Source organism: Aeromonas sp. QDB39 (assembly GCF_027707585.1).
GTDB classification, from domain to species: domain Bacteria; phylum Pseudomonadota; class Gammaproteobacteria; order Enterobacterales; family Aeromonadaceae; genus Aeromonas; species Aeromonas hydrophila.
This window is the reverse complement of record NZ_JAPCIV010000015.1, coordinates 87,699-114,493: the sequence shown is the minus strand read 5'-3', so window position 1 is coordinate 114,493 and position 26,795 is coordinate 87,699. Positions and strand designations below refer to the sequence as shown.

Annotated in this window: 25 protein-coding genes; 5 read left to right on the top strand and 20 right to left on the bottom strand. The window is 63.0% G+C overall.

Going from position 1 to position 26,795, the window contains the following annotated elements; all coding sequences use genetic code 11:
* Positions 1–19 precede the first annotated feature (19 nt).
* The 5 genes from PG899_RS10985 to PG899_RS10965 form a co-directional block, all read right to left on the bottom strand.
* The gene (locus PG899_RS10985) at positions 20–772 is read right to left on the bottom strand and encodes a DUF3530 family protein (RefSeq protein ID WP_011707004.1); all 753 of its coding nucleotides are present in this window, start codon (positions 770–772) and stop codon (positions 20–22) included.
* 67 nt (positions 773–839) lie between these two features.
* Complete coding sequence (locus PG899_RS10980) at positions 840–1,466, bottom strand: DUF2238 domain-containing protein (protein WP_190283908.1); 627 nt, start codon at positions 1,464–1,466, stop codon at positions 840–842.
* Between the two features lie 139 nt (positions 1,467–1,605).
* A complete protein-coding gene (gene efp / locus PG899_RS10975) occupies positions 1,606–2,172 on the bottom strand; it encodes an elongation factor P (RefSeq protein ID WP_011707002.1) in 567 nt (188 codons plus the stop codon).
* Between the two features lie 43 nt (positions 2,173–2,215).
* On the bottom strand, positions 2,216–3,424 hold the full coding sequence (gene earP / locus PG899_RS10970) for an elongation factor P maturation arginine rhamnosyltransferase EarP (RefSeq protein ID WP_190283909.1): 1,209 nt from the start codon (positions 3,422–3,424) through the stop codon (positions 2,216–2,218).
* Positions 3,425–3,518: 94 nt separating this feature from the next.
* Entirely contained in the window at positions 3,519–4,562 is a 1,044-nt protein-coding gene (locus PG899_RS10965) for a GMP reductase (protein ID WP_011707000.1), read from the bottom strand.
* A 405-nt stretch (positions 4,563–4,967) separates the two neighbouring features.
* Here PG899_RS10965 and rloA3 point away from each other — a divergent pair, with 405 nt between their 5' ends.
* Entirely contained in the window at positions 4,968–5,474 is a 507-nt protein-coding gene (gene rloA3 / locus PG899_RS10960; protein WP_190283910.1) for a retropepsin-like aspartic peptidase RloA3, read from the top strand.
* Between the two features lie 56 nt (positions 5,475–5,530).
* Here rloA3 and PG899_RS10955 read toward each other — a convergent pair whose 3' ends face one another.
* From PG899_RS10955 to PG899_RS10925, 7 genes are all read right to left on the bottom strand, one after another.
* Complete coding sequence (locus tag PG899_RS10955; RefSeq protein WP_049048249.1) at positions 5,531–6,970, bottom strand: ATP-binding protein; 1,440 nt, start codon at positions 6,968–6,970, stop codon at positions 5,531–5,533.
* The gene (locus tag PG899_RS10950; protein ID WP_011706997.1) at positions 6,967–7,656 is read right to left on the bottom strand and encodes a response regulator; all 690 of its coding nucleotides are present in this window, start codon (positions 7,654–7,656) and stop codon (positions 6,967–6,969) included. Before PG899_RS10950 ends, PG899_RS10955 begins: the two co-directional genes overlap by 4 nt.
* 82 nt (positions 7,657–7,738) lie before the next feature.
* The gene (locus PG899_RS10945; RefSeq protein ID WP_190283911.1) at positions 7,739–8,377 is read right to left on the bottom strand and encodes a tetratricopeptide repeat protein; all 639 of its coding nucleotides are present in this window, start codon (positions 8,375–8,377) and stop codon (positions 7,739–7,741) included.
* 1 nt (position 8,378) lies between these two features.
* Positions 8,379–9,224: an SDR family oxidoreductase gene (locus tag PG899_RS10940; RefSeq protein WP_190283912.1), complete on the bottom strand. Its 846-nt coding sequence runs from the start codon at positions 9,222–9,224 to the stop codon at positions 8,379–8,381.
* Positions 9,221–9,880, bottom strand: a complete 660-nt coding sequence (locus PG899_RS10935) for a TenA family transcriptional regulator (protein ID WP_130631861.1) — start codon at positions 9,878–9,880, stop codon at positions 9,221–9,223. Before PG899_RS10935 ends, PG899_RS10940 begins: the two co-directional genes overlap by 4 nt.
* Positions 9,877–11,343, bottom strand: a complete 1,467-nt coding sequence (locus tag PG899_RS10930) for an AMP-dependent synthetase/ligase (protein WP_190283913.1) — start codon at positions 11,341–11,343, stop codon at positions 9,877–9,879. The genes PG899_RS10935 and PG899_RS10930 overlap by 4 nt, the downstream gene beginning before the upstream one ends.
* Positions 11,340–11,984 carry a thermostable hemolysin gene (locus PG899_RS10925; RefSeq protein WP_190283914.1) on the bottom strand — a complete coding sequence of 215 codons (645 nt, stop codon included), beginning with the start codon at positions 11,982–11,984 and terminating at the stop codon, positions 11,340–11,342. The genes PG899_RS10930 and PG899_RS10925 overlap by 4 nt, the downstream gene beginning before the upstream one ends.
* A gap of 217 nt (positions 11,985–12,201) precedes the next feature.
* On the opposite strand from PG899_RS10925, the gene PG899_RS10920 reads away from it, so the two are divergent.
* The 3 genes from PG899_RS10920 (at position 12,202) to PG899_RS10910 (ending at position 15,027) form a co-directional block, all read left to right on the top strand.
* Complete coding sequence (locus tag PG899_RS10920) at positions 12,202–12,840, top strand: class I SAM-dependent methyltransferase (protein ID WP_190283915.1); 639 nt, start codon at positions 12,202–12,204, stop codon at positions 12,838–12,840.
* A 133-nt stretch (positions 12,841–12,973) separates the two neighbouring features.
* Positions 12,974–14,194, top strand: coding sequence for a winged helix-turn-helix domain-containing protein (locus tag PG899_RS10915; protein WP_190283916.1), 1,221 nt, complete (start codon positions 12,974–12,976; stop codon positions 14,192–14,194).
* Between the two features lie 56 nt (positions 14,195–14,250).
* Positions 14,251–15,027: a substrate-binding periplasmic protein gene (locus PG899_RS10910; protein ID WP_190283917.1), complete on the top strand. Its 777-nt coding sequence runs from the start codon at positions 14,251–14,253 to the stop codon at positions 15,025–15,027.
* 138 nt (positions 15,028–15,165) lie between these two features.
* On the opposite strand, the gene PG899_RS10905 is transcribed toward PG899_RS10910, so the two are convergent.
* Positions 15,166–15,807, bottom strand: coding sequence for a TetR/AcrR family transcriptional regulator (locus tag PG899_RS10905; RefSeq protein WP_190283918.1), 642 nt, complete (start codon positions 15,805–15,807; stop codon positions 15,166–15,168).
* Between the two features lie 93 nt (positions 15,808–15,900).
* Between PG899_RS10905 and PG899_RS10900 the strand changes: the two genes are divergently transcribed.
* Entirely contained in the window at positions 15,901–16,599 is a 699-nt protein-coding gene (locus PG899_RS10900; RefSeq protein ID WP_190283919.1) for a DAPG hydrolase family protein, read from the top strand.
* A gap of 144 nt (positions 16,600–16,743) precedes the next feature.
* Here the strand turns inward: PG899_RS10900 and frdD are convergent, their stop codons facing one another.
* The 7 genes from frdD to mscM all read right to left on the bottom strand — a co-directional run bounded on the left by frdD (position 16,744) and on the right by mscM (position 26,680).
* Complete coding sequence (frdD, locus tag PG899_RS10895; RefSeq protein WP_011706986.1) at positions 16,744–17,100, bottom strand: fumarate reductase subunit FrdD; 357 nt, start codon at positions 17,098–17,100, stop codon at positions 16,744–16,746.
* Between the two features lie 112 nt (positions 17,101–17,212).
* A complete protein-coding gene (locus tag PG899_RS10890) occupies positions 17,213–17,611 on the bottom strand; it encodes a fumarate reductase subunit C (RefSeq protein WP_005298336.1) in 399 nt (132 codons plus the stop codon).
* Positions 17,612–17,627: 16 nt separating this feature from the next.
* Entirely contained in the window at positions 17,628–18,362 is a 735-nt protein-coding gene (locus PG899_RS10885) for a succinate dehydrogenase/fumarate reductase iron-sulfur subunit (RefSeq protein WP_011706985.1), read from the bottom strand.
* Positions 18,355–20,139, bottom strand: coding sequence for a fumarate reductase (quinol) flavoprotein subunit (gene frdA / locus PG899_RS10880; RefSeq protein WP_011706984.1), 1,785 nt, complete (start codon positions 20,137–20,139; stop codon positions 18,355–18,357). Before frdA ends, PG899_RS10885 begins: the two co-directional genes overlap by 8 nt.
* A 517-nt stretch (positions 20,140–20,656) precedes the next feature.
* The gene (locus tag PG899_RS10875; RefSeq protein WP_270697363.1) at positions 20,657–22,534 is read right to left on the bottom strand and encodes a methyl-accepting chemotaxis protein; all 1,878 of its coding nucleotides are present in this window, start codon (positions 22,532–22,534) and stop codon (positions 20,657–20,659) included.
* 125 nt (positions 22,535–22,659) lie between these two features.
* Positions 22,660–23,379, bottom strand: coding sequence for a glycerophosphodiester phosphodiesterase (locus tag PG899_RS10870; protein ID WP_190283921.1), 720 nt, complete (start codon positions 23,377–23,379; stop codon positions 22,660–22,662).
* A gap of 22 nt (positions 23,380–23,401) precedes the next feature.
* A complete protein-coding gene (gene mscM / locus PG899_RS10865; RefSeq protein WP_017409215.1) occupies positions 23,402–26,680 on the bottom strand; it encodes a miniconductance mechanosensitive channel MscM in 3,279 nt (1,092 codons plus the stop codon).
* Positions 26,681–26,795: the final 115 nt, after the last annotated feature.

Sequence of the window (26,795 nt, the reverse complement as noted above, 5' to 3'; positions counted from 1 at the left end):
GCAGGCGGCATTTTTGGGGTCAGAGCCAGCCGAGGTGGGTGAGCCAGCCCTGGATCCGGGTCGGCGTTTCATCCAGCTCCAGCAGGGCGTAGGGGCGGTAGTTGAGCTTGTGGCTGCGGCGGCTCTCGCTTCTGCGCGCCTCGGCGGCCAGCAGCGGCCAGCGTCCGCCATCCTCCTGATAGAGGTCGAGGGTCGGCATGGTGGCCTGGGCGATCTCCTTGGCGAAGATCTGGTTGCTCTGCTGGTCGGGGAAGAAGCCGTCGAGCAGCACCAGCGCATCGGGGGCGGGCAACTGTTCACTGGCGATGAGGTTGGTGGCCCAGGCGGCGCCGGTGCCCTGCGCCAGTATCAGCTTGAAGCCCCCCTCCTGCAGCTTGGCATCCCCCAGCTTGCTGATGCGGGTGGCGAACTGCTTGCGAAAGTCGTCGATGGCCTGCTGCTTTTTCTCGGCGGCAGGGTCCAGTTCGGTCTGTTGGGGCGAGGGGAGCAGCAACAAAGTATCGAAGCCGAGTCGGCCGAGGGCCCGGGTCAGCTGCCACAGCTGGCCGCTGCGCTGCCAGTCGGGCAAGAGGATGGCCAGCCCCACATAGCTGTCGCTGTCGTGTTTGGCGAACAGCACTGTCTGCTTGTCGATCTGGGTGCTGTTGGGCAGCCCCTGCCAGTCGTTGTTCTGCCAGTAGTCGAGCGGCGTCAGCGGTGTGCCCTCGCTGGCCTGCAAGGGGTTGCTTGCCAGCAGGGTCAGTAACAGCAGTGATAAGAACAATCTGGCCATAGTGCGCTCCCCCGGTTATTCGGGTTAGCGGCACCAGGCCGGTTTTCTGAAGGGGGAAGTGGCAGTGCTAGGGTAACGGCCGGTCGGTGCTGGCGAGCCCGGCCAGCTGGCGGTCGTGCAGGGGCGAGAGCAGCAGCAGAGCAGTGACGGCGCCAATCAGGGCGAAGAACATGTCGGACTGGGTATCCCAGGGGTCGCCCTGGGTGCCGAGAAACTCATCCGCTCCCTGACCGAGCGCGAGGGCGGCCCCCCACTCGATGAACTCGTAGGTGGCGCTGATGGCGAGCACCACGCAGACCACCAGAAACGCCAGCATGCGCCGGCCCTGCACATAGCCTCCGCGCAGCAGGATCTCCCGGCACACCAGGGCGGGCACGAAGCCCTGAAAGAAGTGGCCAATCTTGTCATAGGGGTTGCGGATTAGCTCGAACCACTGCTGCAGTTCGAATCCCAGCGGGACGCGGGCGTAGGTATAGGCGCCGCCCAGCATCAGCACCATGGCGTGCAGGGCGATACACAGATAGAGCAGGCTGGTGAGCGGAAAATGGCGGTGTGTCAGGGCAAGCAGCGGCATGGCGATGAGTACGGGGGCGACCTCCATCAGCCAGGTCGCCCTGTCATAGGGTTGCCAGCCGGAGAGGATCAGCAGTACCAGGGTCAACAGCAGCAACAGACCTTTATGCAGAGATGTCATGGGGCGCTCCGGAGGATGGCACAAACCAGCTTGCCCATTTAGCCATGTTTGCGTTTCGAATACAGCCGGGCGGCGTCGTGCACCCATAAAAAAAGCGAGCCGAAGGCTCGCTTTTTCACCATGGATTCAAGGGGTCAACTTAGTTGACGCGACGCTTGAACTCACCGGTGCGGGTATCGATTTCGATCTTGTCGCCGATCTCTACGAAGGCAGCAACGGCCAGCTCGTAGGTGGTGCCCTTCAGACGGGCCGGCTTGGTCACTTTACCGGAGGTGTCGCCACGGGCGGCCGGCTCGGTGTACTCGACTTCGCGAACGATGGTGGTCGGCAGTTCTACGGAGATGGCTTTCTCGTTGTAGAAAGTCACTTCGCAGATGTCTTCCATGCCGTCAACCATGTAGTTCAGGGCATCACCCAGGTTGTCTTTCTCGACGTCGTACTGGTTGTACTCGGTGTCCATGAAGACATACAGGGGGTCGGAGAAGTAGGAGTAGGTGCACTCTTTACGTTCCAGCTGAACAACTTCCAGCTTGTCGTCGGCCTTGAATACGGTCTCGGTGGCGCTGCCGTTCAGCAGGCCTTTCAGCTTCATCTTGACCACGGCGGAGTTACGGCCGGATTTGTTGAATTCGGCTTTCTGGACCACCATCGGCTCGGTACCGATCATGACGACGTTACCAGCGCGGATTTCCTGTGCGGTTTTCATGTAAAAATTCCTGTTCGTATACGGGCAGATAAAAACTGCCAGATTATATACGGCTTTCTAAAAATTTCACCAGCCGAGTGACGAGATCCCCATCCCTGAGCTGCTTCTGTGACCAAGGTCGCCCATGTTGCAGCCATATCGCGGCGTGTTCCGGCCATTGCGCCCACCAATCGCGACAGTTTTCCCCCTGATTGAGGGCGTGGCTGAAACCGCGCAGCCACTGGCCGGTGGCGGTGGGCAGCTTGGCCACATAGTGGTCGAGAAAGCCGTCCAGCTTGACCATGTGGGCCTGCTCTTCCTGCGGATAGATGTGCCACAGGAAGGGGCGGGCGGCCCACTGGGCCCGCACGAAGGAGTCCTCCCCGCGCACCAGATTGAGATCACAGCTCCACAGCAGCCGATCGTAACCGGCCTGATCGGTCATCGGCAGCAGCTTGATGGTGAGGTTGCCCGCCTGCAGCAGTGCGCCTGCCTTGGCCGTCGGAATGGCCGCTGCCAGCCCGGCGCCGGTGAGCACGTCGTTGAGGGAGCGTCCGAGCGGCAGCAGCAGGGTGACGGGCGTGGCGCTCTGGCACCAGCTCTCGACCAGGCTGGTCAGGGCGGGGCTCTCGTAGGTGAAGAGGCTGACCCGCAGCTCGTGTTCTTGCTTGGGCGGCAGGCCGAGGCTGGCCCAGTAGGCGGCAAGCCCGGCTTCATCCTGTTGCCAGCGCTCGCGCTCGACGATGAGGCCGCGCTCGCACAGGAGGCCGCCGGTTCTGGCCGTGAAGCCCGGGAAGAAGAAGTATTTGTTGAGGCTCTGGTTGCCGACCCGCTGGGGCGAGGCGAGGGCGTGGCAATCCTCGACCCAGGATTCAGCCGAGAGGTACTCGAGGTTGATCCAGCAGGGGGGCTTGGGCTGGCTCGCCATCTGCTCGGCCATTCGTTCAATGAAGGGGGCGGGCAGCTGGCAGGCAAAGGCCTCGATCACCACCCGGGCCGGGGTGGTGTCGGCTGGCAGGGTGTCATGCCAGTGCTGGATATGGATGCCATCGACCCACTGGCTATCCAGCGCGGGGTCGAGCCCCGGACAGATGCGGGCGAAGCTTGTCAGATCGTCCACCCAGAGCCGCACCTGCACCTCATTGCCGTGGGTCGGGAGCGCGCCTTCCTGTTTCAGCTGGCGGGCCAGCCGCCAGGTGACGCCGATGTCGCCGAAGTTGTCCACTACGCAGCAGAAGATATCCCAGTCAAACGGGGGGAGGGGGCTGGTCATGTCAGGGCATCCAGATACAAAAAAACCGGTGCGCAGGGTAGCACACCGGTTGGCTGGCTTCTAACCGTCAGCGCGTGACGGTCGCTGCGGCAGGTTACTCCTTGCCGTAGACGTTGTTCTCTTGCTCGCGCACCCGGATAAAGGTGGTGCGCTTGGTCAATTCTTTCAGCTGGCTGGCACCGACGTAGGTGCAGGTGGAGCGCACCCCGCCCAGGATGTCGCGCACCGTGTTTTCGACCGGGCCGCGATAGGGCAGCAGCACGGTTTTGCCCTCGGAGGCGCGGTATTCGGCGACGCCGCCGGCGTGCTTGTCCATGGCGCTTGAGGAGCTCATGCCGTAGAACTTCATGAAGGGTTCGCCATCCACGTCGACGATTTCGCCGCCGCACTCCTCGTGGGCTGCCAGCATGCCGCCCAGCATCACGAAGTCGGCGCCACCGCCAAACGCCTTGGCCACATCCCCCGGGCAGGTGCAGCCGCCGTCACCGACGATCTGGCCGCCCAGACCGTGAGCCGCATCGGCACACTCGATGATGGCGGAGAGCTGCGGGTAGCCGACGCCGGTCTTGACCCGGGTGGTGCAGACCGAGCCCGGGCCTATGCCGACCTTGACGATGTCGGCGCCGGAGAGGATCAGCTCTTCGACCATCTCGCCGGTGACCACGTTGCCCGCCAGGATGACGTGGTTCGGGCAGGCCTCGCGGATCTTGCGCAGAAACTCGACGAAGTGCTGGGAGTAGCCGTTGGCCACGTCGACACAGATGAAGCGCAGGGCGCTGGACATGGCCAGGATCTGGCGGGTCTTGGTGAAGTCATCCTCGGAGGTGCCGGTAGAGACCATCACATGACCCAGCAGCGCCGGGTCGGTTTCGCTCACGAAGGTTTGCCACTGCGCAAGGCTGTAGTGCTTGTGGACTGCGGTCATCATCTCGAAGCTGGCCAGGGTACGCGCCATGGCGAAGCTGCCGACGGTATCCATGTTGGCGGCGATGACGGGCACCCCTTGCCATTGGGTCTGGGTGTGCTTGAAGGTGAACTGACGGGTCAGGCTGACTTGGGAACGGCTCTTGAGAGTAGAGCGCTTGGGGCGGAACAGGACATCCTTGAAACCGAGCTTCAAGTCTTCTTCGATACGCATTACGAATTCCTTATTGAGCCTTGTGTGATAGGTCACTTTGCAGTGGCAACTTTTCGGCAGGCGCAAAAAAACCGGTGGTTTTCAGGCCCTCCGGTTTACAACAGTGTAGGCAAAAATCCCGTCGGAACAAGACTGATAATTCACTCAGCGTTGTGGTAGCCTTTGGCGTCACAACCTGAGCGCAGCCTTGGGTTTCATCCAGCCCCGCTCATGCCTCCCTGTTCCTCCACTTGAAAGCTCCTGATTGAATCCTGTTTGGCAAACATCTGCGTGATCCTGACGCCACGCGTCATGTCTGCGCTGGCGGCGGTGAGGCGGCCACGTTCACCAGTTGACAGCCGCCTTTTCCATCCCCACTCTGGGCTGCTCGGGCCAGCGTCGGCCCTGCCCTGACAAGGAGTGAAGATGTTCGGATTGCGGATGATGCCGCTGCTGTTGCTGGTCGGTCTCGCCCTGCCGGGAGCGGCGCGGGCTGCCTCCGATCCCGCCGTTTATGGCTGGATTGAGAAGGGGCTCATCATGCCGAGCGGGGTGGCGGTGAAGATGAAGCTGGATACCGGGGCGCTCACCTCCTCGCTTGATGCGCGGGATCTGCGCCATTTCAAGCGTGACGGCAAGCCCTGGGTGCGTTTCACCCTGCAGGTGACCGATGCCAACACCGACCGGCAGGTGAGCCAGACCCTGGAGCGACCGGTGGAGCACATGGTGACGGTGCGTGGCGCCGGCGGCATGGAGCAGCGCCCCACGGTCACCATGTCCATCTGCCTGGGTGACAAGGTGTATGAGGAGTGGTTCACCCTGCGGGATCGCAGCAAGATGATCTATCCGGTGCTGCTGGGGCGCCGCCTGCTGGCGGATCTCGGCGCAGTGGATTCGAGCCGCACCTTCACGGTGCAGCCGAGCTGTCGCTGAGGGAAGTGAACGATATAAAAAAACGGGGGCCTGGCCCCCGTTTTTTATGGTGATGATCAGGCTGGGCGGGAGGGGGCGGGCAGCAGCACGCTCACCTCCAGCCCCCCTTCCGGCCGGTTGTGGATATCGAGATCGGCGCCGTGCAACTGGGCGATGCGCGAGACGATGGCCATGCCGAGGCCGACCCCGTCCCCCTGCTGGGGATTGACCCGAAAGAAGCGCTCGCACAGGCGCGACAGGGCGGCGGTGGGGATACCGGGGCCGTTGTCGCGAATGTCGACCCTGACCCTGTGCCCCTCCTGGCGCGCCTCGACCGCGATCTCGCCCTGCGCCTGGGTGTAGCGCAGCGCGTTGTCGATGAGGTTGCTGAACATCAGCTCCAGCAGGGTGGCCTGCCCCATCACCGTCAGCTGTTCGGTACCTTCCAGCGACAGCTGCTGATCCTTTTTCAGGGCGATGGGGGCCAGGGTGGCCAGGGTGCCCTGCAACAGCTGGTTCAGGTTGAGCTCGGTCAGCTCCAGCCCCTGCTGGTTGTCGATGCGGGCCTGGGTCAGCAGCTGGCGCAGCAGCCGATCGCTTCGATCGAGCGCCAGCAGCATCTTCTGCAGGGAGTGCTGACGGCTCTCGGCATCCTCGGCGGCCAGCGCGTTCTCGCTGTGGATGCGCAGCACCGCCAGCGGGGTACGCAGCTCGTGGGCCGCCTCGTTGGTGAACTGCTTCTCCCGCTCTATGGTATCGGCCAGCGCATGCATCAACCGGTTGATCTCGTTGGTGAGCGGGGTCAGCTCCTGGGCCCGGATCTTCAGGGTGAGCGGGCTCAGGTTGGCGGGGTGGCGTTCACCGATAGCCTGGGCCAGCTGCCGCAGCGGCGCCAGCCCGCGGGAGATGAGCCACCACAGCAGGCCGAGCAGGAAGGGCAGGGTGATGAGCAGTGGCAGCATGGCCAGGGTGGCCATCTTGCTGGCCAGCTCGCTGCGCTCGTCATCCCGCTCCGCCACGATGAGCCAGGTGTGCTCATCCTGGTTGTAGAGGGTGAAGGTGCGCCACTCGTGGTTGTCCTTGGTGACGTTGTTGAAGCCGGGGGCCAGGGCGCCGAGGGGCTGGCTGGGGGCGCTGGGGGAGCGCAGTAGTATGTGGCCTTGCTCGCTCAGCAGCTGGAAGTAGAGATTGCGCTCGAATTCGTGGCCGAAGGGGGTGAGCTCCCTGTCCTCCCCTCGCAGGTTGAAGCTGGTGTCCTTCTGCCACTGATCCGGGTTGTGCTGCTCCCAATCCTGATAGACGGTGCCGTTGGCGGGCAGTTCGCCATTTTGTTCCAGATAGCGGCTGAGCAGCTGGTTGGTGATGCGGGAGGACTGGGCGAGACGGGCATCGAACAGCTCTTCCATCTCGTGGTTGGCCTCCAGATAACCGATGAGGGCGCTGATGGCCAAGCTGGCGCTGACCAACGCCAGGATGCCGGAGAGCAGGAAGCGGCGGATGGAGCGGGGACGCGTCATGCCCGGTGGTCCCGGCGCTGGGCCTGTTCAAGCTGGGGGACTATGTAGCCGACCCCGCGGATATTGCGGATGAGGTCGCTGTAGAACTTCTTGCGCAGGTGGTGAATGTGCACCTCCACCGCGTTGCTCTCGGCCCCCTCGTCCCAGCCGTAGAGGCTCTGCTGCAGCTGATCCTTGCTCAGCACCCGGCCGCTCTGGGTGATGAGCTCCTGCAGCAGCTTGTATTCGTGGGGGGTGAGTTTGACCGGCTCGCCCCGATAGGTGACCTGCTGAGACTCGGGATAGAGCTGCAGTTCGCCGTATTCGAGCACCGCCTGGGCCTGGCCCTTGCTGCGCCGCACCAAGGCGCGCAGGCGGGCGTTGAGCTCCTGCAGGGCGAACGGCTTGACCATGTAGTCGTCGGAGCCCGCATCCAGTCCCAGCACCCGGTCGTCCAGGGCGTCACGGGCGGTGAGGATCAGCACCGGCAGCGTCTGGCCTTCCCGGCGCAGCTTGCGCAGCAGGCTGATGCCGTCAATGTCCGGCAGGTTGAGATCCAGAATGAGCGCGGCAAACTCCTCGCTCTTGAGCACCGACAAGGCGGGCAGCCCCTGCTGCAGCCAGTCCACCGTGTAGCCGCTGCTGCGCAGGGCATCCACCATGCCGTCACCCAGCATCACATCATCTTCCACCAACAGGATCCGCATTGTTATTCCCCTCAAAAGACGCTGCCCACCAGTATGCAAGCTGGTGGGCAGAGTTTAAATAGCGCTCTGATCCGACTTGGGTTTACAGCTTGTCGAGGCGATCGCGGATCTCGATGCGTCGACCCTGATCCGCCAGCTCGCGACCCGGCCGGTGCGGGGCGCTCAGCGCCTTCTCCAGATAGCTCTTGGCCTCGGCCTTGCGGCCCTGATCCAGCAGAAAGTCGCCGTAGAAGAAGTTGGGGTCGATGCCGGTCGGGTTGATGGCCAGCGCCTGCTTGAGCAGCTGCTCGGCCTTCTCGTCATCGCCAAAGCCCACCGGCCAGCCCGGCACCTGATAGTAAAGCGAGCCCAGGCTGGTGTAGGCGGAGCCGTCCAGTGCCTTGGGGTCCTGCTTGAGGGCGATCTCCAGCTTGGCCTTGGCCTCCTTGACCAGACCGAGCGCCCCCAGCCCACCCTTGGCGCCGGCCCAGGTGCTCTTGACGATGGCCGACCAGATCAGCAGGTCGGTGCGAAAGGCTTCCTTGGCGCTGGCCTGATCGGCCTGGCTGCTCAGCTGTTCGAGACAGCTCTCCTTGGCCTTGCCGGTCTGCTGATACTGACAGACGGCCCACTGCTGCTGGATGACGGGCAGGGTGTCGGCGGCCTGAGCCATCCCCGAGCCCAGCATGAGCAGCAGGAGGGCGCCGTGGGTGAAACGGGGGCGGAAAGTAGCGTGCTTCATCTTAACGTTCCTTCTCTGTCATGACGGAAGTGGTGTGCCCCGAATTGCCGGCAGCGGGCGCCGCGTGGCGGGCATAGCGCTCTATGATGGGTTTTTGTTTGGCCAGCGCCCGGTCGACCAGGCCGGGCAGCAGGCCGTTGAGCCGCACGAACAGCTTTTCCGGCCAGCCTAGCCAGCTGCGGCGGGTTTCGTTGCACAGGGCGATGACGGCCTCCTCGGCCACGTCCTGCGGGCTGTCGGTGTGGGTGCCGAGCTCGGCATTCATCTCGTAGGCCGCCTCCGAGTTGAGACGGGTACGGGTGGCGCGGGGAGCAAAGTGCAGCACCTGGATGCCGGTGCCCTCCAGCTCGCGGCCGAGCGCCTCGCTGAAGCCGCGCAGGGCGAACTTGCTGGCGCAGTAGACGCTGTAGCCGGCGTAGCCGATGGCGCCGAAGCTGGAGCCGACGTTCATGATCACCGCCGGTTTGCGCAGGCGGGGCAGCAACATGCGGGTGAGCTGGATCGGTGCCTCGACGTTGAGCAGCAGCTGGCGCTCGACCTGCTCGCTGCTCTGATCCTCCAGCCAGGCAAACTGGTTGCAGCCGGCGTTGTTGATCAGCACGTCCAGCCCCTTGTCCAGCGCCGGGTGCTGCAGCAGTTTGGCCCGCTCCTGGGGCGAGCCGAGATCGGCGATCACCATCTGGTGGCGCTCCGGGTGCGGCAGCTCCTTGCGAAGCCGCTCCAGCGCACTGGCCCTGCGTCCGTGCAGCAACAGGTGTGCCCCCTGGGCCGCCAGCTCCTGGGCCAGCGCTTCGCCGATCCCGCCGCTGGCGCCCGTGAGCAGCACGAGTTTTCCTTCAAGCTTCATGATGTCTGGTTTTCCGTCAGTTGATAGAGCATGTCGGCGTAGAGGCGGTAGACCACCTTGGCCGAGTGAATGATGGCCGCCTGATCGGCCGGGGCTTCTACCCGGTTCATCAAGGACTCGAAGAACTTGAGGTGCTCCTGATCCAGCGCGCCGTGGGAGCTCAGATAGCTCATGGCCTGGGGGGGTAGGCCGAGACCCGCCTTGAGCTGATCGGCCACGGTCAGGGCGATGGCGACGCTGGTGCCTTCCAGCACCTGGACCATGCCGAAGAAACCCATGGGGTTGCCGCGTTGTACCTGGTCGTAGAGGAAGGCCACCATCAGCTCGATGGGCAGCTCAGGCTGGCCGTGGCGCACCGCCTCGGCATCGCCGCCACAGGCGCGGATATCGCTCAGGATCCACTCCTGATGGCCGTACTCCTCGTCGATGTACTCGGCGATGGCGCCGCGCACCCACTCATACTCCTGACCCAGCTTGCCGCCGGTGGCCATGAGCAGCGGTACCGTGTGGCGCACGTGATAGAAGGCCTGGGAGAGGAAGCGCAAGTAGATGTCGCGGGAGATCTCCCCCTTGCGGCACGCCTCTATGATGGGGGCGTTGAACAGATGCTCGCGCTCACTGGCAGTGGCTTGTTGCAGAGTCTGATAGAAGCTCATGAGGTCTCTCCTGTAAGGCATTGGCTGATCTGCCGGGAAAAGTGGTGATAAATCCGTTCGCGACGGGGGCGACCGTTGGCGGTCAGCAACTCCGGATGTTGATCCAGCGCCACCGGCAGCCAGTGATGGATGCGGGCATAGTCGGGCAGGCGGTGATTAAGCTGCTCGATCTGCTGGGCCAGCTGGGCGTCGGCGCCGGGCAGTGGCTGGATCAGGGCGACGTTGGCCGGCTGGCCGTCGCCGAAGATCACGATGCGGGCGATGGCCGGGCAGAGCTGGGCTTCCGCCTCGACCCACTCGGGGGAGAAGTTGCGGCCAAAGGCGGTGATCTGGACGTTCTTCTTGCGCCCGGTGATGTGCAGATAGCCCTCATCATCCAGGTGGCCAAGATCGCCGGTGGCGACCCGTGCTGGCGTCGGTTCGTCGCTGCCCAGATAGCCGAGCATGGCGGCTCCCTCCACCAGGATCTCGCCGTCGGCAGCGATCGATACCTGGCAGTGGGGCAGTGGCTGGCCGACGCTGCCCAAGCTGTGGCCGTCGGGGCCGTTGAGGGCCACGACGGAGCCGCACTCCGACAGGCCGTATCCCTCGTAGACCGGCAGCCCCAGCTTGCGGGCCCGGCTGATGAGCTCGGGCGAGACCTTGCCGCCGCCCACCGCGACGAAGCGCAGGCCAGCCAGCTGCTCGGCCAGCGCCGGGTTGGCGCTGCACAGGGCCAGCAGCAGGCGTAGCAGCTCGGGCACCAGCACCAGACTGTGGGTTGGCCAGCGCAGCAGGGCCTGGGCCAGGGTGGCCGGGTCCAGCTTGCTGGAGCCGGCAAAGCCGAGCTCAGCCAGCGAAGGGATGCGGCTGCAGGCGCCGGTGAGCAGCGGCACGTAGAGGCCGGTCAGGTTTTCCAGCAGAGTGGTGAGCGGCAGCAGGGTCAGGTGCTTCTCGACGTTGGCCGGGGCGACCCGCTCTGCCAGCGAGGCGCAGACCGCCATCATCTGGGCCAGCGACAGGCAGACGCCTTTGGGCTGACCCGTGGTGCCGGAGGTATAGGTGATCTTGGCGGTGCCGGCCGGCAGAGGCGGCAACCGGGCAGGAGTGCGGCGCCACAGCGGCAGCTCGCCGACCGCCAGTTGCAGCGGATCGCTGGCCTGCCAGCCGGGATGGTGGGGGCCGATCAGGGCGTCAGCGCCGCTGCTCTCCAGCAGCCACTCCTGCTGCTCCAGGCTGAAGAAGTGGGGGATCGGGATCACCACGATGCCGGCCATGGTGCAGGCAAGATCGATGAGCGCCCAGGGCAGGCCGTTGTCCAGCTGCAGCGCCAGCCGGCTGATCCCGGCCATCTGCAGACGGTCGGCCAGCGCTGGCAACTGCTGCCACAGTGCCTCGTAACTGAGGCTGTGCTGGCTGCTGGCGAGGGCCGGGCTGTGGGGCGTCTGGCGGGCAAAGTAGGCGATTTGGTCAAACAGCATCATAAGGCGCTCCGATGCGGGCAGTTGAACAGGGACGGCATGGGCGCCAGCAGGGAGAGCAGCAGGCTGCCCTGAACCAGTGCCTGCCGTCCGAGGCCGAGATCGCCGACCATCACCTTGGGCTGGCAGTGGTAATAGGCGCCCCAGGCGCTGGCGTCGTCACCCACCTTGTCGGCCTGGGCGGGGGCCAGCTCGACCGGGGTGAGGTGGAGGCGGTGAAAGCTGTTGCGCAGCTTGGCGGTGCCGGTGAATACAACATAATCGAGGTCGTTGTCGCACAGCAGGCGGCAGAGCGCCGCAAACATCAGGCGGGCGTTGCCGGGCTCGCTGCAGGCGAGGTTGCCCACCTCGACGATGCGATCCCGCCGGGCGGGGGCGCCGAGCTGGGTTTCGATGGCGGCCTCGATGGGCTGCTCCAGATACTGCTCCAGATAGAGGCGCTCGCTGCCGGCCAGCTTGAGACCGCAGGCGCCGACCAGCAGGCCGTCGGCCCGGTAGAGGCCGAGCAGGCAGGGCAGAAAATGGGGAATGCGGGCGTTGAACTCCTGGCTGTAGGCGGCCTGGATGTAGCCTTGCAGTGCCATGACCTGTTGCGGGGTATCGGCCAGCGTCAGCCGATAGGGGGCTTGAATGTCGGTGGTCATGGATGGCTCCTTCTTGTCGATTGTCATCAGACTAAAGGGGCAAACTTAAGAAACCCTTAAGAGGTAAAAAATCTGTTTCACACAGAGGCAACTGGTTGAAAAGAGAGGTAAAGCTGCGACCCGAACACGGAGCAGCCGGACAAAAACCTTGTCAGCCGCCAGACGGGCAGGCAAGCTGCGGCCACTTTTGACCGCCCCGCTTTCGAGAGGAGATGCCATGCCCCCCTTATCCTGCCCGCTCTGCTGCGCCGCCGATGCCTATGAGCTGCCGGTGGCCGGCAAGCTGTACCATCGCTGCCGGGCCTGCGAGCTGGTCTGGCTGGATGCTGCCGAGCACCTGGATCCCGCGCGTGAGAAGGCGGTCTATGACGGCCACGACAACCAGGTGGATGATCCCCGCTATCGCCAGTTTCTGCTGCGGGCCTTCGGCGAGGTGCAGCGCCGCCTGCCCCCGCCGGCCAGCGGCCTCGATTTTGGCTGCGGCCCGGGCCCGGCGCTCATCGCCATGGGGCGCGAGGCGGGCTACCAGATGGCGGGCTACGACAAGTTCTATGCCGATGAGCCCGAGCTGCTGGCGCAGCAGTATGACTTCATCACCAGCACCGAGGTGATCGAGCACATCGCCACCCCGCGCGCCGTGCTGGACGGGCTGTGGGGCTGCCTCAAGCCCGGTGGCCTGCTGGTGCTGCAGACCCAGCGGGTACTGGGGGACGAGCGCTTCCGGCAGTGGCGCTATCGCCACGATCCGACCCACATCGTCTTCTTCGCCGAGGCCTCCTTTCGTGCCCTGGCGGCCCGTTGGCAGGCGCAGGTCGAGTTTCCCCACGCGGATGTGGCGGTCATCACCAAACCCTGAACGAGGCATTTTCATTTGGCGGCGGCTTGGGCATGCTGATGGCCTGATTGGCGGGGGCCGCTTGCCTGTTTCCCTGCATTGAGTCCCTGGCGCCGCAAGCCGCCCGTTCCCCGACACCAAGGAGTGGTTTGTCATGTCGATTCCCCATCTTTCACTGCAGGATGCCCGCCATCTGCAACTGGCGGCCCAGGGCCTGCTGACGCCGCGCCGTGGCAAGGCGCGCGCGGCCGACCTGCTGGCCACCATCCGTCGCATGGCGCTGCTGCAGATAGACACCATCTCGGTGGTGGCCCGCAGCCCCTATCTGGTGCTGTTCAGCCGGCTGGGGCAGTACGATCCGCGCTGGCTGGAGCAGTTGCTGGCCGATGGCGAGATCTTCGAATACTGGGCGCACGAGGCCTGCTTCGTTCCACGCGAGGATTACCGCCTGCTGCGCCATCGCATGCTGGATCCCGCCGCCATGGGCTGGAAGTTTTCGGCCAACTGGCTTGCCACCCACCAACAGGAGATTGGCGAAATCATCGAGCGCATTCGCCAGTACGGCCCGGTGCGGGCGGCGGATTTTGAACGCAAGGGGGGAAAGGGCAACGGCTGGTGGGACTGGAAGCCGGAGAAGCGCCATCTGGAGGTGCTGTTTACCGCGGGCCAGCTGATGGTGCGCGAGCGGCGCAATTTCCAGCGGGTTTACGATCTGGCCGAGCGGGTGATGCCCGAGTGGCGCGACGAGCGGGATCTGCCGAGCCCGGAACAGGCGCAGAGAGACATGGTGCGAGCCAGTTGCCGGGCGCTGGGGCTGGTCAAGACCGGCTGGGTGGCCGACTACTATCGGTTGCGGCGCGGCAAATACGATGCCCTGCTTCATCAGCTGGCGGACGAGGGAGAGCTGCTGCCGGTGCGGGTGGAGGGGTGGCAGCACGGCGCCTTCGTGCACGCTTCGCTGGCAGACGAGCTGGCCCAGGCCCAGTCCGGCACTCTCAAGGCCAGCCACACCACGGCGCTGTCGCCGTTTGACCCGCTGGTCTGGGATCGCAAGCGGGCCAGCGAGTTGTTCCAGTTCGACTATCGCATCGAGTGCTACACCCCGGCACCCAAGCGCCAGTACGGCTACTTCGTGCTGCCGCTGCTGCATCGCGGCAAGCTGGTGGGCAGAATGGATGCCAAGGCCCATCGCCAGCAGGGGATCTTCGAGATCAAGAGCCTCTATCTGGAGGCAGGGGTCAGGGTGACCCGGACCCTGGCGCAGGATCTGGCCAAAGCGCTGCAGCGCCTGGCCGACTGGCATCAGACCCCGACCTTGCGCTACGGCGCCATCCCCGCGCCCCTGCTGGCTCTGTGGCAGGAGGGGGCACCCTGACGGGGAGCGTCATGCCCACCTGAACTAAGCTGCAAGGGAAGCGAAGGAGGGAGACGATGACACGATTCATGTTGTTGCTGCTGGGATGGGGCTTGGCCGGGCTGGTGGAGGCGGCCCAGCCCGAGGTGCAGATCTGTCTGGGGGAGGGCAACGAGTGGGCCCCCTTCACCTACTGGGAGCGCAAGGATGGCGTGCCCGACACCCGCCGTCTCACCGGCTCCGCCACGACCCAGGTGCTCGAAGCCCTGAAAAAGCTCGGGTTGCCCTACAAGATCCGTTATCTGCCCTGGGCGCGGGTGCAGCAGGAGCTGGCCGATTATCGCCAGAACCGCTTGTGTGAGCTGACCTGGGATGCCAGCTACAAGCCGGAGCGGGCGGAATATGCCTTCTACAGCGTGCCGCTCTACTACACCCACCTCGGATTTTTCTACCTCAAGCGGCGCTTCCCCGAGGCGCCCGATCTGCAGACGGTCAATCGCTCCCGGGTGTGTGGGGTGATCGGCTACAACTATGCCCCTTACGGACTGGCGCTGGAGCCGCGCCGGGTCAAGCAGCTGCAGCAGGCGCTGGACATGCTGGGGCGTGATCGTTGCGACTTCCTGCCCAGCGAGATTGAGCCGCTGATGAGCGGCATCGGCCTTGGCATCTACCAGAGCGAGAGCGGGCTGCTCAACCTCGCCCTGCCCAGCCGCAAGGGCTTCTATCTGCTGGTGAGCAAGGGATCGCCACGGGCCTATGAGCTGGTGACCCGCCTCAACCAGGTGTTCATCGAGTTTCAGGACAGCGGTTACAGCGACGAGGTGATGCGCCGCTTTTTGCCACCGACAGAGTGACCACCATCAACAACCGGGCCTGGCGTCCGGTTTTTTTATGGCGGTGATGGGGCTGGCTGGCGGTGGCTCTTTGGCGGGTTCCGCGCTCGGATGTCATCTCGCCTGTTGCCGTGGCGCAGCCTCCTTGCCAAGGGGGCTTTACTCTCGCACCAGACCGGGTAGGACCAGGGCTACGGCGGCGGCGATGCGCGCGCGGATGTCGCTGCCCGGCGCCAGCAAGCCGAGCGCCATCTGGCGCAGCGGCTCCGCCATGGTCATCGCCAGCAGCAGATCGCTGGTTTGGGCGGTGTCCAGCTCGCGCAGCCAGCCCAGTTGTTGCTGGCGCTGCAACCACGCTGCCAGGGTCGCCCTGCCGCGGGCAATGCCGTTCTCCTGATAGGCCGCCAGCAGGGCATCGCGCCCCGCGAATTCATGCTGCAGCAGCCGGAACATGCCGACCGCCTGCGCGCTCAACACCTGGCTGGCAATGGCCTGCAAGCCCTGTTCCAGCATCTCCCCCAGTGCCGCAGGGTGGGTTGCATCCTGCTCGAATGCCGGTTGAAAGGCATCGGTCCAGCTGCGCACCGCCTGCGCCACCAGCTCGTCGCGGTTGGCGGCAAAGCGGTAGAGGGTCTTCTTGGCGACCCCCGCCTGTTTGGCCACCGCATCCACGGTCGCGGCGCCGTAGCCCCCTTTGAGCAACAAGGTCAGCGTCGCCTCGGCCAGGGCGGCGCGCAGGTCAGCTTCCGGGGTGAGCGGGCGGCCTCGTGAGCGTGTCTCTTCATCGGTTTGCTGTGACATGATGGGCTCCTGGAAAGCATTGACAGACCCAGCATACAGGCATAGCTTAAATTAAGAAACGAAATTCGTTTCCTAATTTATTGGAGTCTCATCATGGATACTTCCCCGTTGTTTGCCCCCTGGGGCGTCAATGACATCAACGAGTTGCTCAGGCCGCAGCCGCTGCGCCTGGAAATGGGCCTGACTCGCAGCACCGACGGCCTGCTGACGGTCGCCATCCGCACCGATCTGCACGGCTGCAAGGGGCGCATGCTAGATTGGTGGTTCACCTTCTTCGAAACGACCCAGCACATCAGGTGGTGGCACCCGCACGACCACGTCGAGCACCGGGGCTGGGATCATCACTGGAAAAAAGGGGAGCGCTACGTGGGGGCCAGCATAGCGGCGGTGGAGTGGCTTGCCGAGCTGCCACCGGTGGCGGCCCGCCTCAAGTTTCATGGCGCCGAAGAGGTGTTCGCGTCGCAGGCGCTGCAGGAGGCGCGGGAGACGCAGGCTCTTTCTGCCGCCATCTGCGCCCGTATCGGCTTTGGCGACGAGGTGGCGCTGGATGAGCAGGGGGCGCCGCTGGATGGCGAGATGCTGCACCTGGCGCGCGATACTTCCTATGGCTGTGTGCTGCGCAGCCGCTTCCTGCTGGGCAAGGCCTGCGCCAATCCGTTTGACGAGGTGCCGGACGAGGTAGGCTTCAACCTGATGCGCCACTGCTACAGCGAGTTCAGCTATCTGGCGCAGTTTCTGCCGTCGCTCTACTACGCGGAAAACGGCCGTGAGCTGGCGCCGACGCTCTGGTGATGGAGCTGACAGTTGGCATTGAACGTTGCTGAGTGCCTTGGTACATCCAGGGAGTATGCCCGCTATCGGGCTGCGGTCTGAGCCGCCGAGGGGCCATAAAAAAACCGGGCACTTGGCCCGGTTTGTCATTGCGTCAGGATGCGCTTACTGGAATACCAGTACCATCAGCAGACCCAGAGTGATGGCGGACACCAGGAAGGCGAAGCCATAGAACACATAGTGGTGCAGCTTGGTGGTGTGGATCCCCAGATCATGCAGGCCGTGGTAGATGCGGTGCATGCCGTGCCAGATGGGCAGGGCGATGATCACCAGCAGGATGCAGGCACCCCACCAGGAGCTGGCGAACTCGAGTGCGCGTTCGTAGCTCATGGTCTCCACGTCCATGATGCCCATGGGCACCAGCAGACCGGTGATGAGGACAATGACCGGCAGCAGCATGGCAACCACCATGCCACCGGCACCAAACAGTCCCCAATATATAGGCTCGTCAGAACGTCTCATATTTTTTCCTCAAATCATGATTGAGAGATCGTGGCCGACGTTTCTGAGTGACAGCCCGGCACCAAACAGGCACCAATAACTGGGTTCGTCAGAACGTCTCATGGTTTTCTCCTCAGGCCACGATGATCAGGACAAGCAGGGATACCACCGCCAGCGCCACATACTGGGCGATGACGATCGGCTTCTCCGGTACCAGGTCTTCGCCACGGAAGATGCGCATGGCTTTCGGGGCCAGTGCGAACCAGGTCTTGGCGTGGAACAGGCAGGCTGCCAGGGCGATGACATGGAACAGGATGGCGATCGGGCTTTGCAGAGATTCCAGCCAGCCGTTGAACGCCTCTTGACCCTGTACCAGCCGCAACAGACCCCACATCAGCACGACGGCGTAGATGGAGACGAAGATGCTGGTGCCTTCGCGGATCATGTAACCGGTGTAGAAGGCATTCTTCAGCCACCAGTCTTTCTTCATTTCGCGGACGTAAGGCTTACGTTTGCTATTGGTGTTGTTCATGGTCTCATTCCTGATCTCAATCTGGCTTGAACATGGCGATCATGTAGTCCTTGGCGCTCTCGACCTTGCCAAGCTGGATGGCCGCCGCCGGATCCACGCCTTTCGGGCACACTTCGGAGCAGTAGCCCACGAAGGTACAACCCCAGACGCCCTCGTCCTGGCTGATGATCTTCATCCGCTCTCTGGACGCGCTGTCGCGGTTGTCGGCGTTGTAGCGATAGGCCAGCGCCAGTGCTGCCGGACCGGTGAACTTCTTGTTGATGCCATATTGCGGGCAGGCCGCATAGCACAGACCGCAGTTGATGCACATGGAGAACTGGTGATACTTCGCCATGTCAGCCGGGGTCTGGGTATACTCGCCGTCGCACAGGCTGCGCGGCTCGGCCGGGATGATGTACGGCTTGATGCTCTCCAGCTTCTCGATGAAGTCGGACATGTCGACCACCAGATCGCGCTCGATCGGAAAGTTGTTGAGCGGCTCTATGGTCATCTTGCCCGGCAGGTAGTCGCGCAGGAAGGTCTTGCAGCCCAGCTTGGGAATACCGTTGACCATCATGCCGCAGGAGCCGCAGATCGCCATCCGGCAGGACCAGCGGAAGCTCAGGGTAGAGTCCAGATGATCCTTGATGTATTGCAGCGCATCCAGCAGGGACATCTCTTTGAGGTAGGGCACCTGGAAGGTCTGCATCCAGGGCTCGTTATCCTGCTCGGGACGGTAGCGCAGGATTTCAATTTCGATCATCTCAGCCATTCTTCTTAGCCTCGTCTTGTTTCTCACCCTCGGAACCGTATACGCGTTTCGCCGGTTGGGATTTAGTGATCTTCACATCGGAGTAATCGATGGTCGGGGCCCCTTCGCCGTTGTAGAAGGAGAGAGTGTGCTTGAGGAAGTTCACGTCATCACGCTCTTCGTAACCGTCCAGACGCTGGTGGGAACCGCGGGACTCTTTCCGGTTGAGGGCGGAGTGCGCCATGGCTTCGGCCACGTCCAGCATGTAGCCCAGTTCGATGGCGTACAGCAGGTCGGTGTTGAAGACCGAGGACTTGTCGTTGATCTTGATCTTCTTGTAACGGGCTTTCAGCTCGTTGATCTTGTCGATGGTGCCCTGCATCAGCTCTTCGGTACGGTAGATACCGACCCCGGCTTCCATGGACATGCCCAACTCGTTGCGGATATCGGCCGGGTTTTCGGTGCCGTCGATATCGAGCAGGGAGAGGTGCTGCTTGATCAGCGCCTCGGCCTTGGCGGCCAGCGCCTGGGTGTTGCCGTGTTGCTGGGTCTTGGCAAACTCACCGGCGTGCTCGCCGGCTACCTTGCCGAATACCACGATCTCGGACAGGGAGTTGGAACCCAGACGGTTGGCGCCGTGCAGACCGACGGAGGCACACTCGCCCAGGGCGTACAGACCCGGCATGCGGGTGGCGCACTGACCGTTGGTCTCGATGCCGCCCATGGTGTAGTGGGCAGTCGGACGTACCGGGATCGGCTCCTTCACTGGATCCACACCCACGTAGGCCTTGGCCAGTTCGCAGATGAAGGGCAGACGCTCTTTGAGGTACTTCTCGCCGAGGTGGCGCAGGTCGAGGTGAACCACATCGCCCATCGGGCCCTGGATCACGCGGCCTTTCTGCTGCTCCTGCCAGAAGGCCTGGGAGAGACGGTCGCGCGGGCCCAGCTCCATGTGCTTGTTCTTCGGCTGGCCGACCGGGGTTTCCGGGCCCAGACCGTAGTCTTGCAGGTAGCGGTAGCCATCCTTGTTGAGCAGGATGCCGCCTTCACCACGACAGCCTTCGGTCATCAGGATGCCGGTACCCGGCAGGCCGGTCGGGTGGTACTGCACGAATTCCATGTCGCGCAGCGGCACGCCGTGGCGGTAGGCCAGCGCCATGCCGTCACCGGTGACGATGCCGCCGTTGGTGTTGTAGCGATAGACACGGCCGGCGCCACCGGTGGCCAGAATGACGGATTTGGCCTGGATGAAGCGGGTGATGCCGTTCTGGATGTCGAAGGTCAATACGCCCTGGACGCGGCCATCTTCCACGATGAGATCCATGCAGAAGTGCTCGTCAAAGCGCTTGATGGTCGGGTACTTGATGGAGGTCTGGAACAGGGTGTGCAGAATGTGGAAACCGGATTTGTCTGCCGCGAACCAGGTGCGGGGGATCTTCATCCCGCCGAAACGACGCACGTTGGCCTTGCCGTCCGGCTTGCGGCTCCAGGGGCAACCCCAGTGCTCCAGCTGGATCATCTCGTTGGTGGCATTGTTGACGAAGTAGTCGACCACGTCCTGCTCACACAACCAGTCGCCACCGGATACGGTGTCGTTGAAGTGGTTTTCGAGGGAGTCATCATCACGGACGACACCGGCGGCACCGCCTTCTGCGGCCACTGTGTGGCTGCGCATCGGGTAGACCTTGGAGATCAGGGCGATCTCCAGCTCCGGGTGGGCTTCTGCTATGGCGATTGCGGCACGCAGGCCACCGCCACCAGCACCGATGATGGCGACATCGGTCTTGATAATATCCACATCTGCCTCCTTAGGGATAGATTTGCTGGGCACGATTTTGCTCTATGAAAAAAATTCAGGCTTGATGCAAGTCAAACTGGTTTGTTTTAGTGCTTGGCAATGGTGACTTTTATCAAAATCACCCCATTCCTTGGATGAAAACGCCGTAATTATCGCCATCCTTCAGTTATCGGTATCAGCCGCTGTCATTGCTATGGTTATTTTAAGCTCAGGATTATACGTAGTTTTCTTTCAAAAAAATGAGAAACACCTCTCTTTTTAGGTATTACCCATAAAGTTTTTAAGTTTTTTATCAAAAATATTTAATAAGAATTATTCACGGATAGAACAATACTGTGCTTGAGTTCAAAAAACTAATCCGAATGTCGACCTTGATGCGTTGCTTTATGACGAGATAGCGCTTCGTATGGGGATTTTCATCCCCATAGTCCTGATGGTTGATGTGGTAATAACTATTGAAACAAAAGCATTTTTTCATAAAAAAAGGGGCCTGAGTGGCCCCTTTGATTTCGGTTGATCAGATCCGGAACATGCCAACCTGATTGCTCAGTTCACCTGAAATATTTTTAAGTTGTTCAGACAGATGGCGCGAACTGTCGGCATCGACCGCCAGCTCGTCCGAGACATCCTTGACCGCCTGGATGTTGCGGCTGACCTCGTCGGTCACCGCCCGTTGCTCCTCGGCGGCGCTGGAGATCTGGGTGGCCATGTCGGAGATCTGGTTGATGGAGGCGGTGATCTGCTCCAGTGCCTGGGTGGCATCGTTGGCATCTTCCACGCTGTTCTGGGCCAGCAACTGACCCTCGTGCATGGTGCTGACGGCACCCTGGGTGTTGCGCTGCAGGGTTTCGATCATGCTGCGGATCTCGACGGTGGAGCTGTGGGTACGCTGGGACAGCACCCGCACCTCGTCGGCCACCACCGCAAAGCCGCGACCCTGTTCACCGGCCCGGGCCGCTTCGATGGCGGCGTTCAGCGCCAGCAGGTTGGTCTGCTCGGCGATGCCCTGAATGGTGGAGAGGATGGTGTTGATCTCCTGGGCGTTCTTTTCCAATTCCTGAATGATGCCGGAAGCCTGCTTGACCTGAGTGGCCAGATCCGTAATGGAGCGCTGGTTGCGGGCGATCACCTGTTTGCCGTGCTCGCAGCTGCTGGAAGAGCTGCGGGCCGCATCGGCGGTCTGCTCGGCGTTGCTGGCTACTTCTACAGCCGTGGCGGACATCTCGTGCACCGCGGTGGCGATCTGGGAGATCTCGTTTTGCTGGCGAGCCAGACCCTGGCTCGATTTTTCCGCCATGTTGTGGGACGACTTGGCTTGCTGGTTCAGTTGGCCGGAGGAGTTGGAGATGTCCTGCACCATCACGTGGATCCGGTCGATGAAGGTGTTGACGTGCTTGGCGACGATACCCACTTCGTCTTCACGCTCGATCTTGACGCGGCGGGTCAGGTCACCGTTGCCGCGGGAGAGATCGGCAATCGCTTCGCCCAGGGTTTTCAGCGGGGCCAGCGAGCCGTTGATGGCGACATAGGAGAAGCCGGCGACGATAAGGATGGTGAGCAGACCTTGCAGCAGGGCGGAGGTCACCATGCGGGAAACGGACTGATAGGCGACTGCTTCATCCACCACTATGCCGAAATACCAGTTGGTGTTGGGGATCTCGGTCAGGTCGAACACGCTGGGTTTGCCGCTGATATCCATCTCGGAGATGGTGTTGTCATGGGCCAGCTCGTTGACCTTGGCGGCGGTCAGCTCGGGGGAGATGGCGGTCGCCTGTTTGAGGGTCAGATCCTTGTCCGGGTGGGCAATGATGGTGCCATTGCTGTCCACCAGGATGGCGTAGGTCCCTTCCGAGTTGATGGCCAGCACATCGCGCACCAGGGCGTCGATGGAGACGTCACCGGCGATGACCCCCTGGGTATTGCCCCGGGTGAAGGGCTCGGCGATGGTGATGATCAGCTGGCCGGTGGTGATGTCGGCGTAGGGGGCCGTGATGACCAGCTTGCCGGCGGCCATGGCGTCCTTGTACCAGGGGCGCTGACGAGGGTCATAGCCGGCCGGCAGGTCGGTCGGCTTGCTCTGGATCATCTTGCCATCCTTGGTGCCGACGTAGACTAGGTCAAAGTTGCCGGCATTCATGGATTGGGCCAGATGGCTGATGGGTTCGTCCTCCTTGGCGAAGGCCTCCTTGGTGGAGGTGACCATGCTGATGCGGGCGTCCAGCCAGCGGGAGATGCCTTTCACATTGGCAGCCGAGCTGTCGTCGATGAAGCTCCAGATCAGGCGCTGGGTTTCGCTTCTCAGTTGGGTGGTGTTGTACCAGACCTGCAGGCCGGTGATGACCAGGATAATGACCCCGATGGCGAGGACAAGCTTGTTCTTGATGGATAAGTTCATGTTTACATCCTTGTGAGCGTCAGTCTGCGATGTGTGGTTTTATTGTTATGGGCCAACACTGTATCGGCCAAAGTAGAACTTTTTGTATCCCGGTGCGCCTTTAAATTTATAGCTTAAATCAGCGGTTATCGATCTCCCCCTGGCACAATGAGTCCGTTTTTGGTCGGTGGCAGGAAGCGGTCCGGCCGGTTGGTAAAGATGCCATCGACGCCGATGGCGGCCAGCATCGCCTGATCGGCGGGTTCATCGACCGTATAGACCAGCACCTTGAGCCCGCGCTTGTGGGCATCCTGCACCAGAACCTGATCGACAAAATCCACATCGCAGTTGAGCGACCAGGCCCCCAGCTCGGCTGCAAACTTGGCGAGGGTGAGGGGAATGGTGGAAGTCAGTGCCCCCAGCCGGATGTCGGGGCGCAGGGCGGCAAAGCGGGCGAGCTCCGGGTGATGGAAGGAGGAGACGACCCACTGCGTGGGCGCGAAACCAAGCTCGGCCTCGGCACGCCGGGTCAGTCGGGCCACCTCGTCGGCTGTTTGTGCTCCTTTCAGCTCGATATGCAGCTCGGCCTGGCCGGCAACCGCCTCCATCACCTGCCACAGGGTCGGGATCCCTTCTCCCTCACCGGCATTCAGGCTCGCCAGATAGGCGTGCGACTGGGCCGTCAACGCGCCGCTGCCGTCGGTGCAGCGCTCCAGCCGCCGGTCGTGGAACACCCACAACTCGCCGTCGGCCAGCTGTACGTCGATCTCGATGGCCCCGGCGCCCAGCGCCAGTGCCAGCCGGATGGCCTTGAGGGTATTTTCCGGCGCCAGTCCGCTGGCGCCGCGATGGGCAATGATCTGCATGATGTACTCCTGTGGTGCCTGCTCAGGCCCGGCTCAGACGAATGTCGATCTGCTGGTGCGGCAGCCCCAGCCCCTGTTGCTGCAATTTCTCCAGTACCAGCGAGTGGACCTCGTGGGTGATGGGCATGCGGTGATCCATGCTGTTCACATAGAGCCGGATCTCGTAGATCAGCGCCGAGTCGGTAAATTCGATCAGGAACACCTCGGGGGAGGGGGTCTCCAGCACCAGGGTCGAGGCCCGGATCGACTCTTCCAGAATGGTCTGTATCTTTCTGGGCTCCTGGGTCAGGCCGATGCGGATGCGCAGCCGCACCCTGGTGATGGCGTCTGACAGCGACCAGTTGATGAACTGCTCGGTAATGAAGGCCTTGTTGGGGACGATGATCTCCTTCCTGTCCCAATCCACTATGGTGGTGGCGCGGGTCTTGATCTTGGTGACGGTGCCGGTCAGCTCGCGAATGGTGACGGTGTCGCCGAGCCGGATCGGTTTCTCGAACAGGATGATGAGGCCCGACACGAAGTTGGCGAAGATTTCCTGCAGTCCGAAACCCAGGCCCAGGGAGAGGGCCGCCACCATCCACTGCGCCTTGGACCAGTCGATGCCGAGGATGGAGAAGCCGGTCAGCGCCCCTACCACCAGCACTATGTACTTGGTCACCGTGGTGATGGCAAAGCCGGTGCCGGGGGAGAGGCTCAGGTGCTGGAGCAGGGTCAGCTCCATCAGGCCCGGCAGGTTGCGGGCGGTGACCACGGTCAGGATGAAGGTAAACACCGTCAGCATCAGATCCTGCAAGGTGATGGCGGAGAGCTGTTCGATGCCGCCAATCTTGCTGCTCACCTGCCACACCTCGATGCTGCGCAGGAAGCTGAACGCCGAGTTGAGTTCGGACCACTGCACTACCACCAGCATGGTGAAGCCCAGCATCAGCAGGGTGCGCACCAGCCCGAGCGACTGGGCGCTGATGGTATCCAGATCCAGCTCGGTATCTTCCACCACGTCCGGGATCTCGGAGCTGAGCTCGTCATGCCCCTCTTCCCGGCCGCGCTGGGCCAGGATCTCGGCCCGTTTGCTCTTGGCCCGCTCGAAGGCGAGGCGACGGCGCTGGATCAGCATCCAGCGGTGCGCCAGATAGTAGACGAGCAGGCAGCCCAGCCCCATCAGCAGGCTCAGCTCCAGCTGGCGCAGCAGGATGCGGGAGGTATAGAAGTAGCCGAGCAGGGAGCCGATCACCGCCAGCAAGGGGGCCAGCATCAGGCTGTTCCAGATGAAGTGGTGCAGCAGGTGCGGCTTGGTCATGTCGGCCTGGCCCCAGGTGAGCGGCAGCCGCTCCCGGTTGAGGCGGGCGAAGAACAGCAGCAGCCAGAGGGCGCCGACGATGAAGGCCAGCCGGCCGAGGGAGTCGTAAAAGGCGTGTTCCTGATAGCTGTTGGCCATGCCCTGCACAAAGAAGCTCGGGATGATCACCAGCAAGAGGGTGCGGAACTGGCTCCACACCTTCTGCACCCGCTCCTTCTGCCAGCGGAAATGGAGGATCAGGATCCCCTTCTCCAGCGTCAGGTGACGGGCCATCAAGAGTGCCAGCAGCAGGAACCAGATCTCGCCGAGGCCACGGGCCACCGCCACCGCGAACGGATATTGCCAGGCGCCGTCGAGCAGGCCGCGCACCATCAGCACCATGGCCGGCAGTGGCAGGGAGGCCAGCAGAGAGCGCATCAGCAGCCGGCTGGTGAGGCTGAACTTGTCCTGGGTCACCTTGCCGATGCGGGGCGCTATGTGCTGGCTGTAGTGGGTCAGGTGGCGAGCCAGTTTGAACCAGCACCAGGCCAGCACCAGGATGCCGATGCCGGCGAAGGTGAGGGTGATGGGGTTGTTCTCGGCGATGGCCTGGGGCAGTTGCAGCCAGTTGACCGGGTTGAGGGCGAGGCCGAGGGCCGCCGGCACCCCGAGCAGCACGGCCGGGGTGAGTGGGCGCACGTCCGGCATCCAGAACAGGTGGCTGGCGCTGAGCTCGCGGATCTCGTCGATCTTGCTGTTCTGGCGGCTGTAGAGCAGCTTGAGCCGGGTCTGCTCCTGAATGAGGCTGTCGGAGGCGTCGTTGAGCCGGGTCAGCAGCTGGCGACGGGCCTTGAGCAGATTGTCGAGCACCGCCTGCTGGGCGCGATCGAGGGCTACCTCGTCGGTGGCCAGCAGCTGATCGCGCATCTGGCGCGGGTCCTTGAGTGCGTCCTGCTCGGTCTCGTACTGGTACTTGGCCATGCGGGCGTTGACGATGGCCGACTCCAGCTTGTCGAGAGGGAAGTAGGCGGGCAGATCCGAGAGTTTGCTGCGCAGGTTCTCGCCGTAGGCGTTGCTGATCTGCAGCCACTCCAATTGCTCCCGCACCGAGTTGACCAGGTCGTTCAGGCTCGACAGGTTCTTGTCGATCACCCGCTGCTCATCCTGTACCCGCTCTATCTGATCCTCCAGCGCGCCGAGCTGGATGGAGAGCGCCTGGTTCTGCTGTTGCTGCTCCAGCAGCAACGGCATGTCGGAGGTGAGCTGCTTGCGCAGCCGCTCGCTCTCCGCCAGCGCCTGCTCGGTCTTGTCGCGGCGCAGCTGGTTCTGCTGGTTGAGCAGGCTGGTCTGCCACTCATCCTCGTCGGTGATGGCGAGGTTGAGCTCCTGCAGCCTGAGCTTGCCGAGATCGTTGCGCTGCTGGGCGGAGAGCTGCTCCAGCTCCAGCATCTGGATCCGGTCCGACAGGCTCTGCTCCTTGAGGCGGGTGACCAGCTGCTGGGCATCCTGCAGGCGATCCGATTCACTGCTGAAGCTGAGCCGGTCGAGCAGGGCGCGGGTCTGCTGCAACTGCTTGCGCAGCTCGTCGACCCGCAGGTGATACTCCTGGCCGGTGCTCTCCAGCTGGTTGAGGCTGTCCATCACCCCCTGGCGCTCCTTGCGCAGGTTGAGCTGGCGGTTGCTGCTCAGGCCGATGGCCTGGCGCAGCGCCTCCTCCTTCAGGGAGGAGAGGGCCGGGCGAGGCTGGGGCTGGTAGTTGTGCAGGCTCTCCTTGAGGCGGGCCGACTCCTTGGGATAGTCGATGAGGATCTGCTGATAGGCCTTGCCCTGCTCGCGATAACGCTGGGCCTCCCGGGCAAACTGCAGCGCCTGCTGGTAACTTTCCCGCAACTTCTGGTTTTCCGGGGTGTCGGTCTTGGGCACGCTCTGCAGCAGCTCTTCCACCTGGGTGATGGCGTCATCGGCCTGGGCAAGGGGAGTGAGGAGAGTAAGAGAGAGCAGCAGGCAGAGCAGGCGTTGCAACATGGCGCACGTTTCCGTTCAGGTGAGGTCGCCCTAGCCTAAAGCAGGGACCGGGGCGGGTAAAGTTTTCCATATTAATGATTTGTAACATAAATAACGGGCGTTCCCGGCCCGCTTT

Excerpts from the sequence above, each read along its gene's own strand:
- PG899_RS10985 (WP_011707004.1), bottom strand. The coding sequence starts at position 772 with ATGGCCAGATTGTTCTTATCACTGCTGTTACTGACCCTGCTGGCAAGC.
- PG899_RS10980 (WP_190283908.1), bottom strand. The coding sequence starts at position 1,466 with ATGACATCTCTGCATAAAGGTCTGTTGCTGCTGTTGACCCTGGTACTG.
- efp (WP_011707002.1), bottom strand. The coding sequence starts at position 2,172 with ATGAAAACCGCACAGGAAATCCGCGCTGGTAACGTCGTCATGATCGGT.
- earP (WP_190283909.1), bottom strand. The coding sequence starts at position 3,424 with ATGACCAGCCCCCTCCCCCCGTTTGACTGGGATATCTTCTGCTGCGTA.
- PG899_RS10965 (WP_011707000.1), bottom strand. The coding sequence starts at position 4,562 with ATGCGTATCGAAGAAGACTTGAAGCTCGGTTTCAAGGATGTCCTGTTC.
- rloA3 (WP_190283910.1), top strand. The coding sequence starts at position 4,968 with ATGTTCGGATTGCGGATGATGCCGCTGCTGTTGCTGGTCGGTCTCGCC.
- PG899_RS10955 (WP_049048249.1), bottom strand. The coding sequence starts at position 6,970 with ATGACGCGTCCCCGCTCCATCCGCCGCTTCCTGCTCTCCGGCATCCTG.
- PG899_RS10950 (WP_011706997.1), bottom strand. The coding sequence starts at position 7,656 with ATGCGGATCCTGTTGGTGGAAGATGATGTGATGCTGGGTGACGGCATG.
- PG899_RS10945 (WP_190283911.1), bottom strand. The coding sequence starts at position 8,377 with ATGAAGCACGCTACTTTCCGCCCCCGTTTCACCCACGGCGCCCTCCTG.
- PG899_RS10940 (WP_190283912.1), bottom strand. The coding sequence starts at position 9,224 with ATGAAGCTTGAAGGAAAACTCGTGCTGCTCACGGGCGCCAGCGGCGGG.
- PG899_RS10935 (WP_130631861.1), bottom strand. The coding sequence starts at position 9,880 with ATGAGCTTCTATCAGACTCTGCAACAAGCCACTGCCAGTGAGCGCGAG.
- PG899_RS10930 (WP_190283913.1), bottom strand. The coding sequence starts at position 11,343 with ATGATGCTGTTTGACCAAATCGCCTACTTTGCCCGCCAGACGCCCCAC.
- PG899_RS10925 (WP_190283914.1), bottom strand. The coding sequence starts at position 11,984 with ATGACCACCGACATTCAAGCCCCCTATCGGCTGACGCTGGCCGATACC.
- PG899_RS10920 (WP_190283915.1), top strand. The coding sequence starts at position 12,202 with ATGCCCCCCTTATCCTGCCCGCTCTGCTGCGCCGCCGATGCCTATGAG.
- PG899_RS10915 (WP_190283916.1), top strand. The coding sequence starts at position 12,974 with ATGTCGATTCCCCATCTTTCACTGCAGGATGCCCGCCATCTGCAACTG.
- PG899_RS10910 (WP_190283917.1), top strand. The coding sequence starts at position 14,251 with ATGACACGATTCATGTTGTTGCTGCTGGGATGGGGCTTGGCCGGGCTG.
- PG899_RS10905 (WP_190283918.1), bottom strand. The coding sequence starts at position 15,807 with ATGTCACAGCAAACCGATGAAGAGACACGCTCACGAGGCCGCCCGCTC.
- PG899_RS10900 (WP_190283919.1), top strand. The coding sequence starts at position 15,901 with ATGGATACTTCCCCGTTGTTTGCCCCCTGGGGCGTCAATGACATCAAC.
- frdD (WP_011706986.1), bottom strand. The coding sequence starts at position 17,100 with ATGAGACGTTCTGACGAGCCTATATATTGGGGACTGTTTGGTGCCGGT.
- PG899_RS10890 (WP_005298336.1), bottom strand. The coding sequence starts at position 17,611 with ATGAACAACACCAATAGCAAACGTAAGCCTTACGTCCGCGAAATGAAG.
- PG899_RS10885 (WP_011706985.1), bottom strand. The coding sequence starts at position 18,362 with ATGGCTGAGATGATCGAAATTGAAATCCTGCGCTACCGTCCCGAGCAG.
- PG899_RS10875 (WP_270697363.1), bottom strand. The coding sequence starts at position 22,534 with ATGAACTTATCCATCAAGAACAAGCTTGTCCTCGCCATCGGGGTCATT.
- PG899_RS10870 (WP_190283921.1), bottom strand. The coding sequence starts at position 23,379 with ATGCAGATCATTGCCCATCGCGGCGCCAGCGGACTGGCGCCGGAAAAT.
- mscM (WP_017409215.1), bottom strand. The coding sequence starts at position 26,680 with ATGTTGCAACGCCTGCTCTGCCTGCTGCTCTCTCTTACTCTCCTCACT.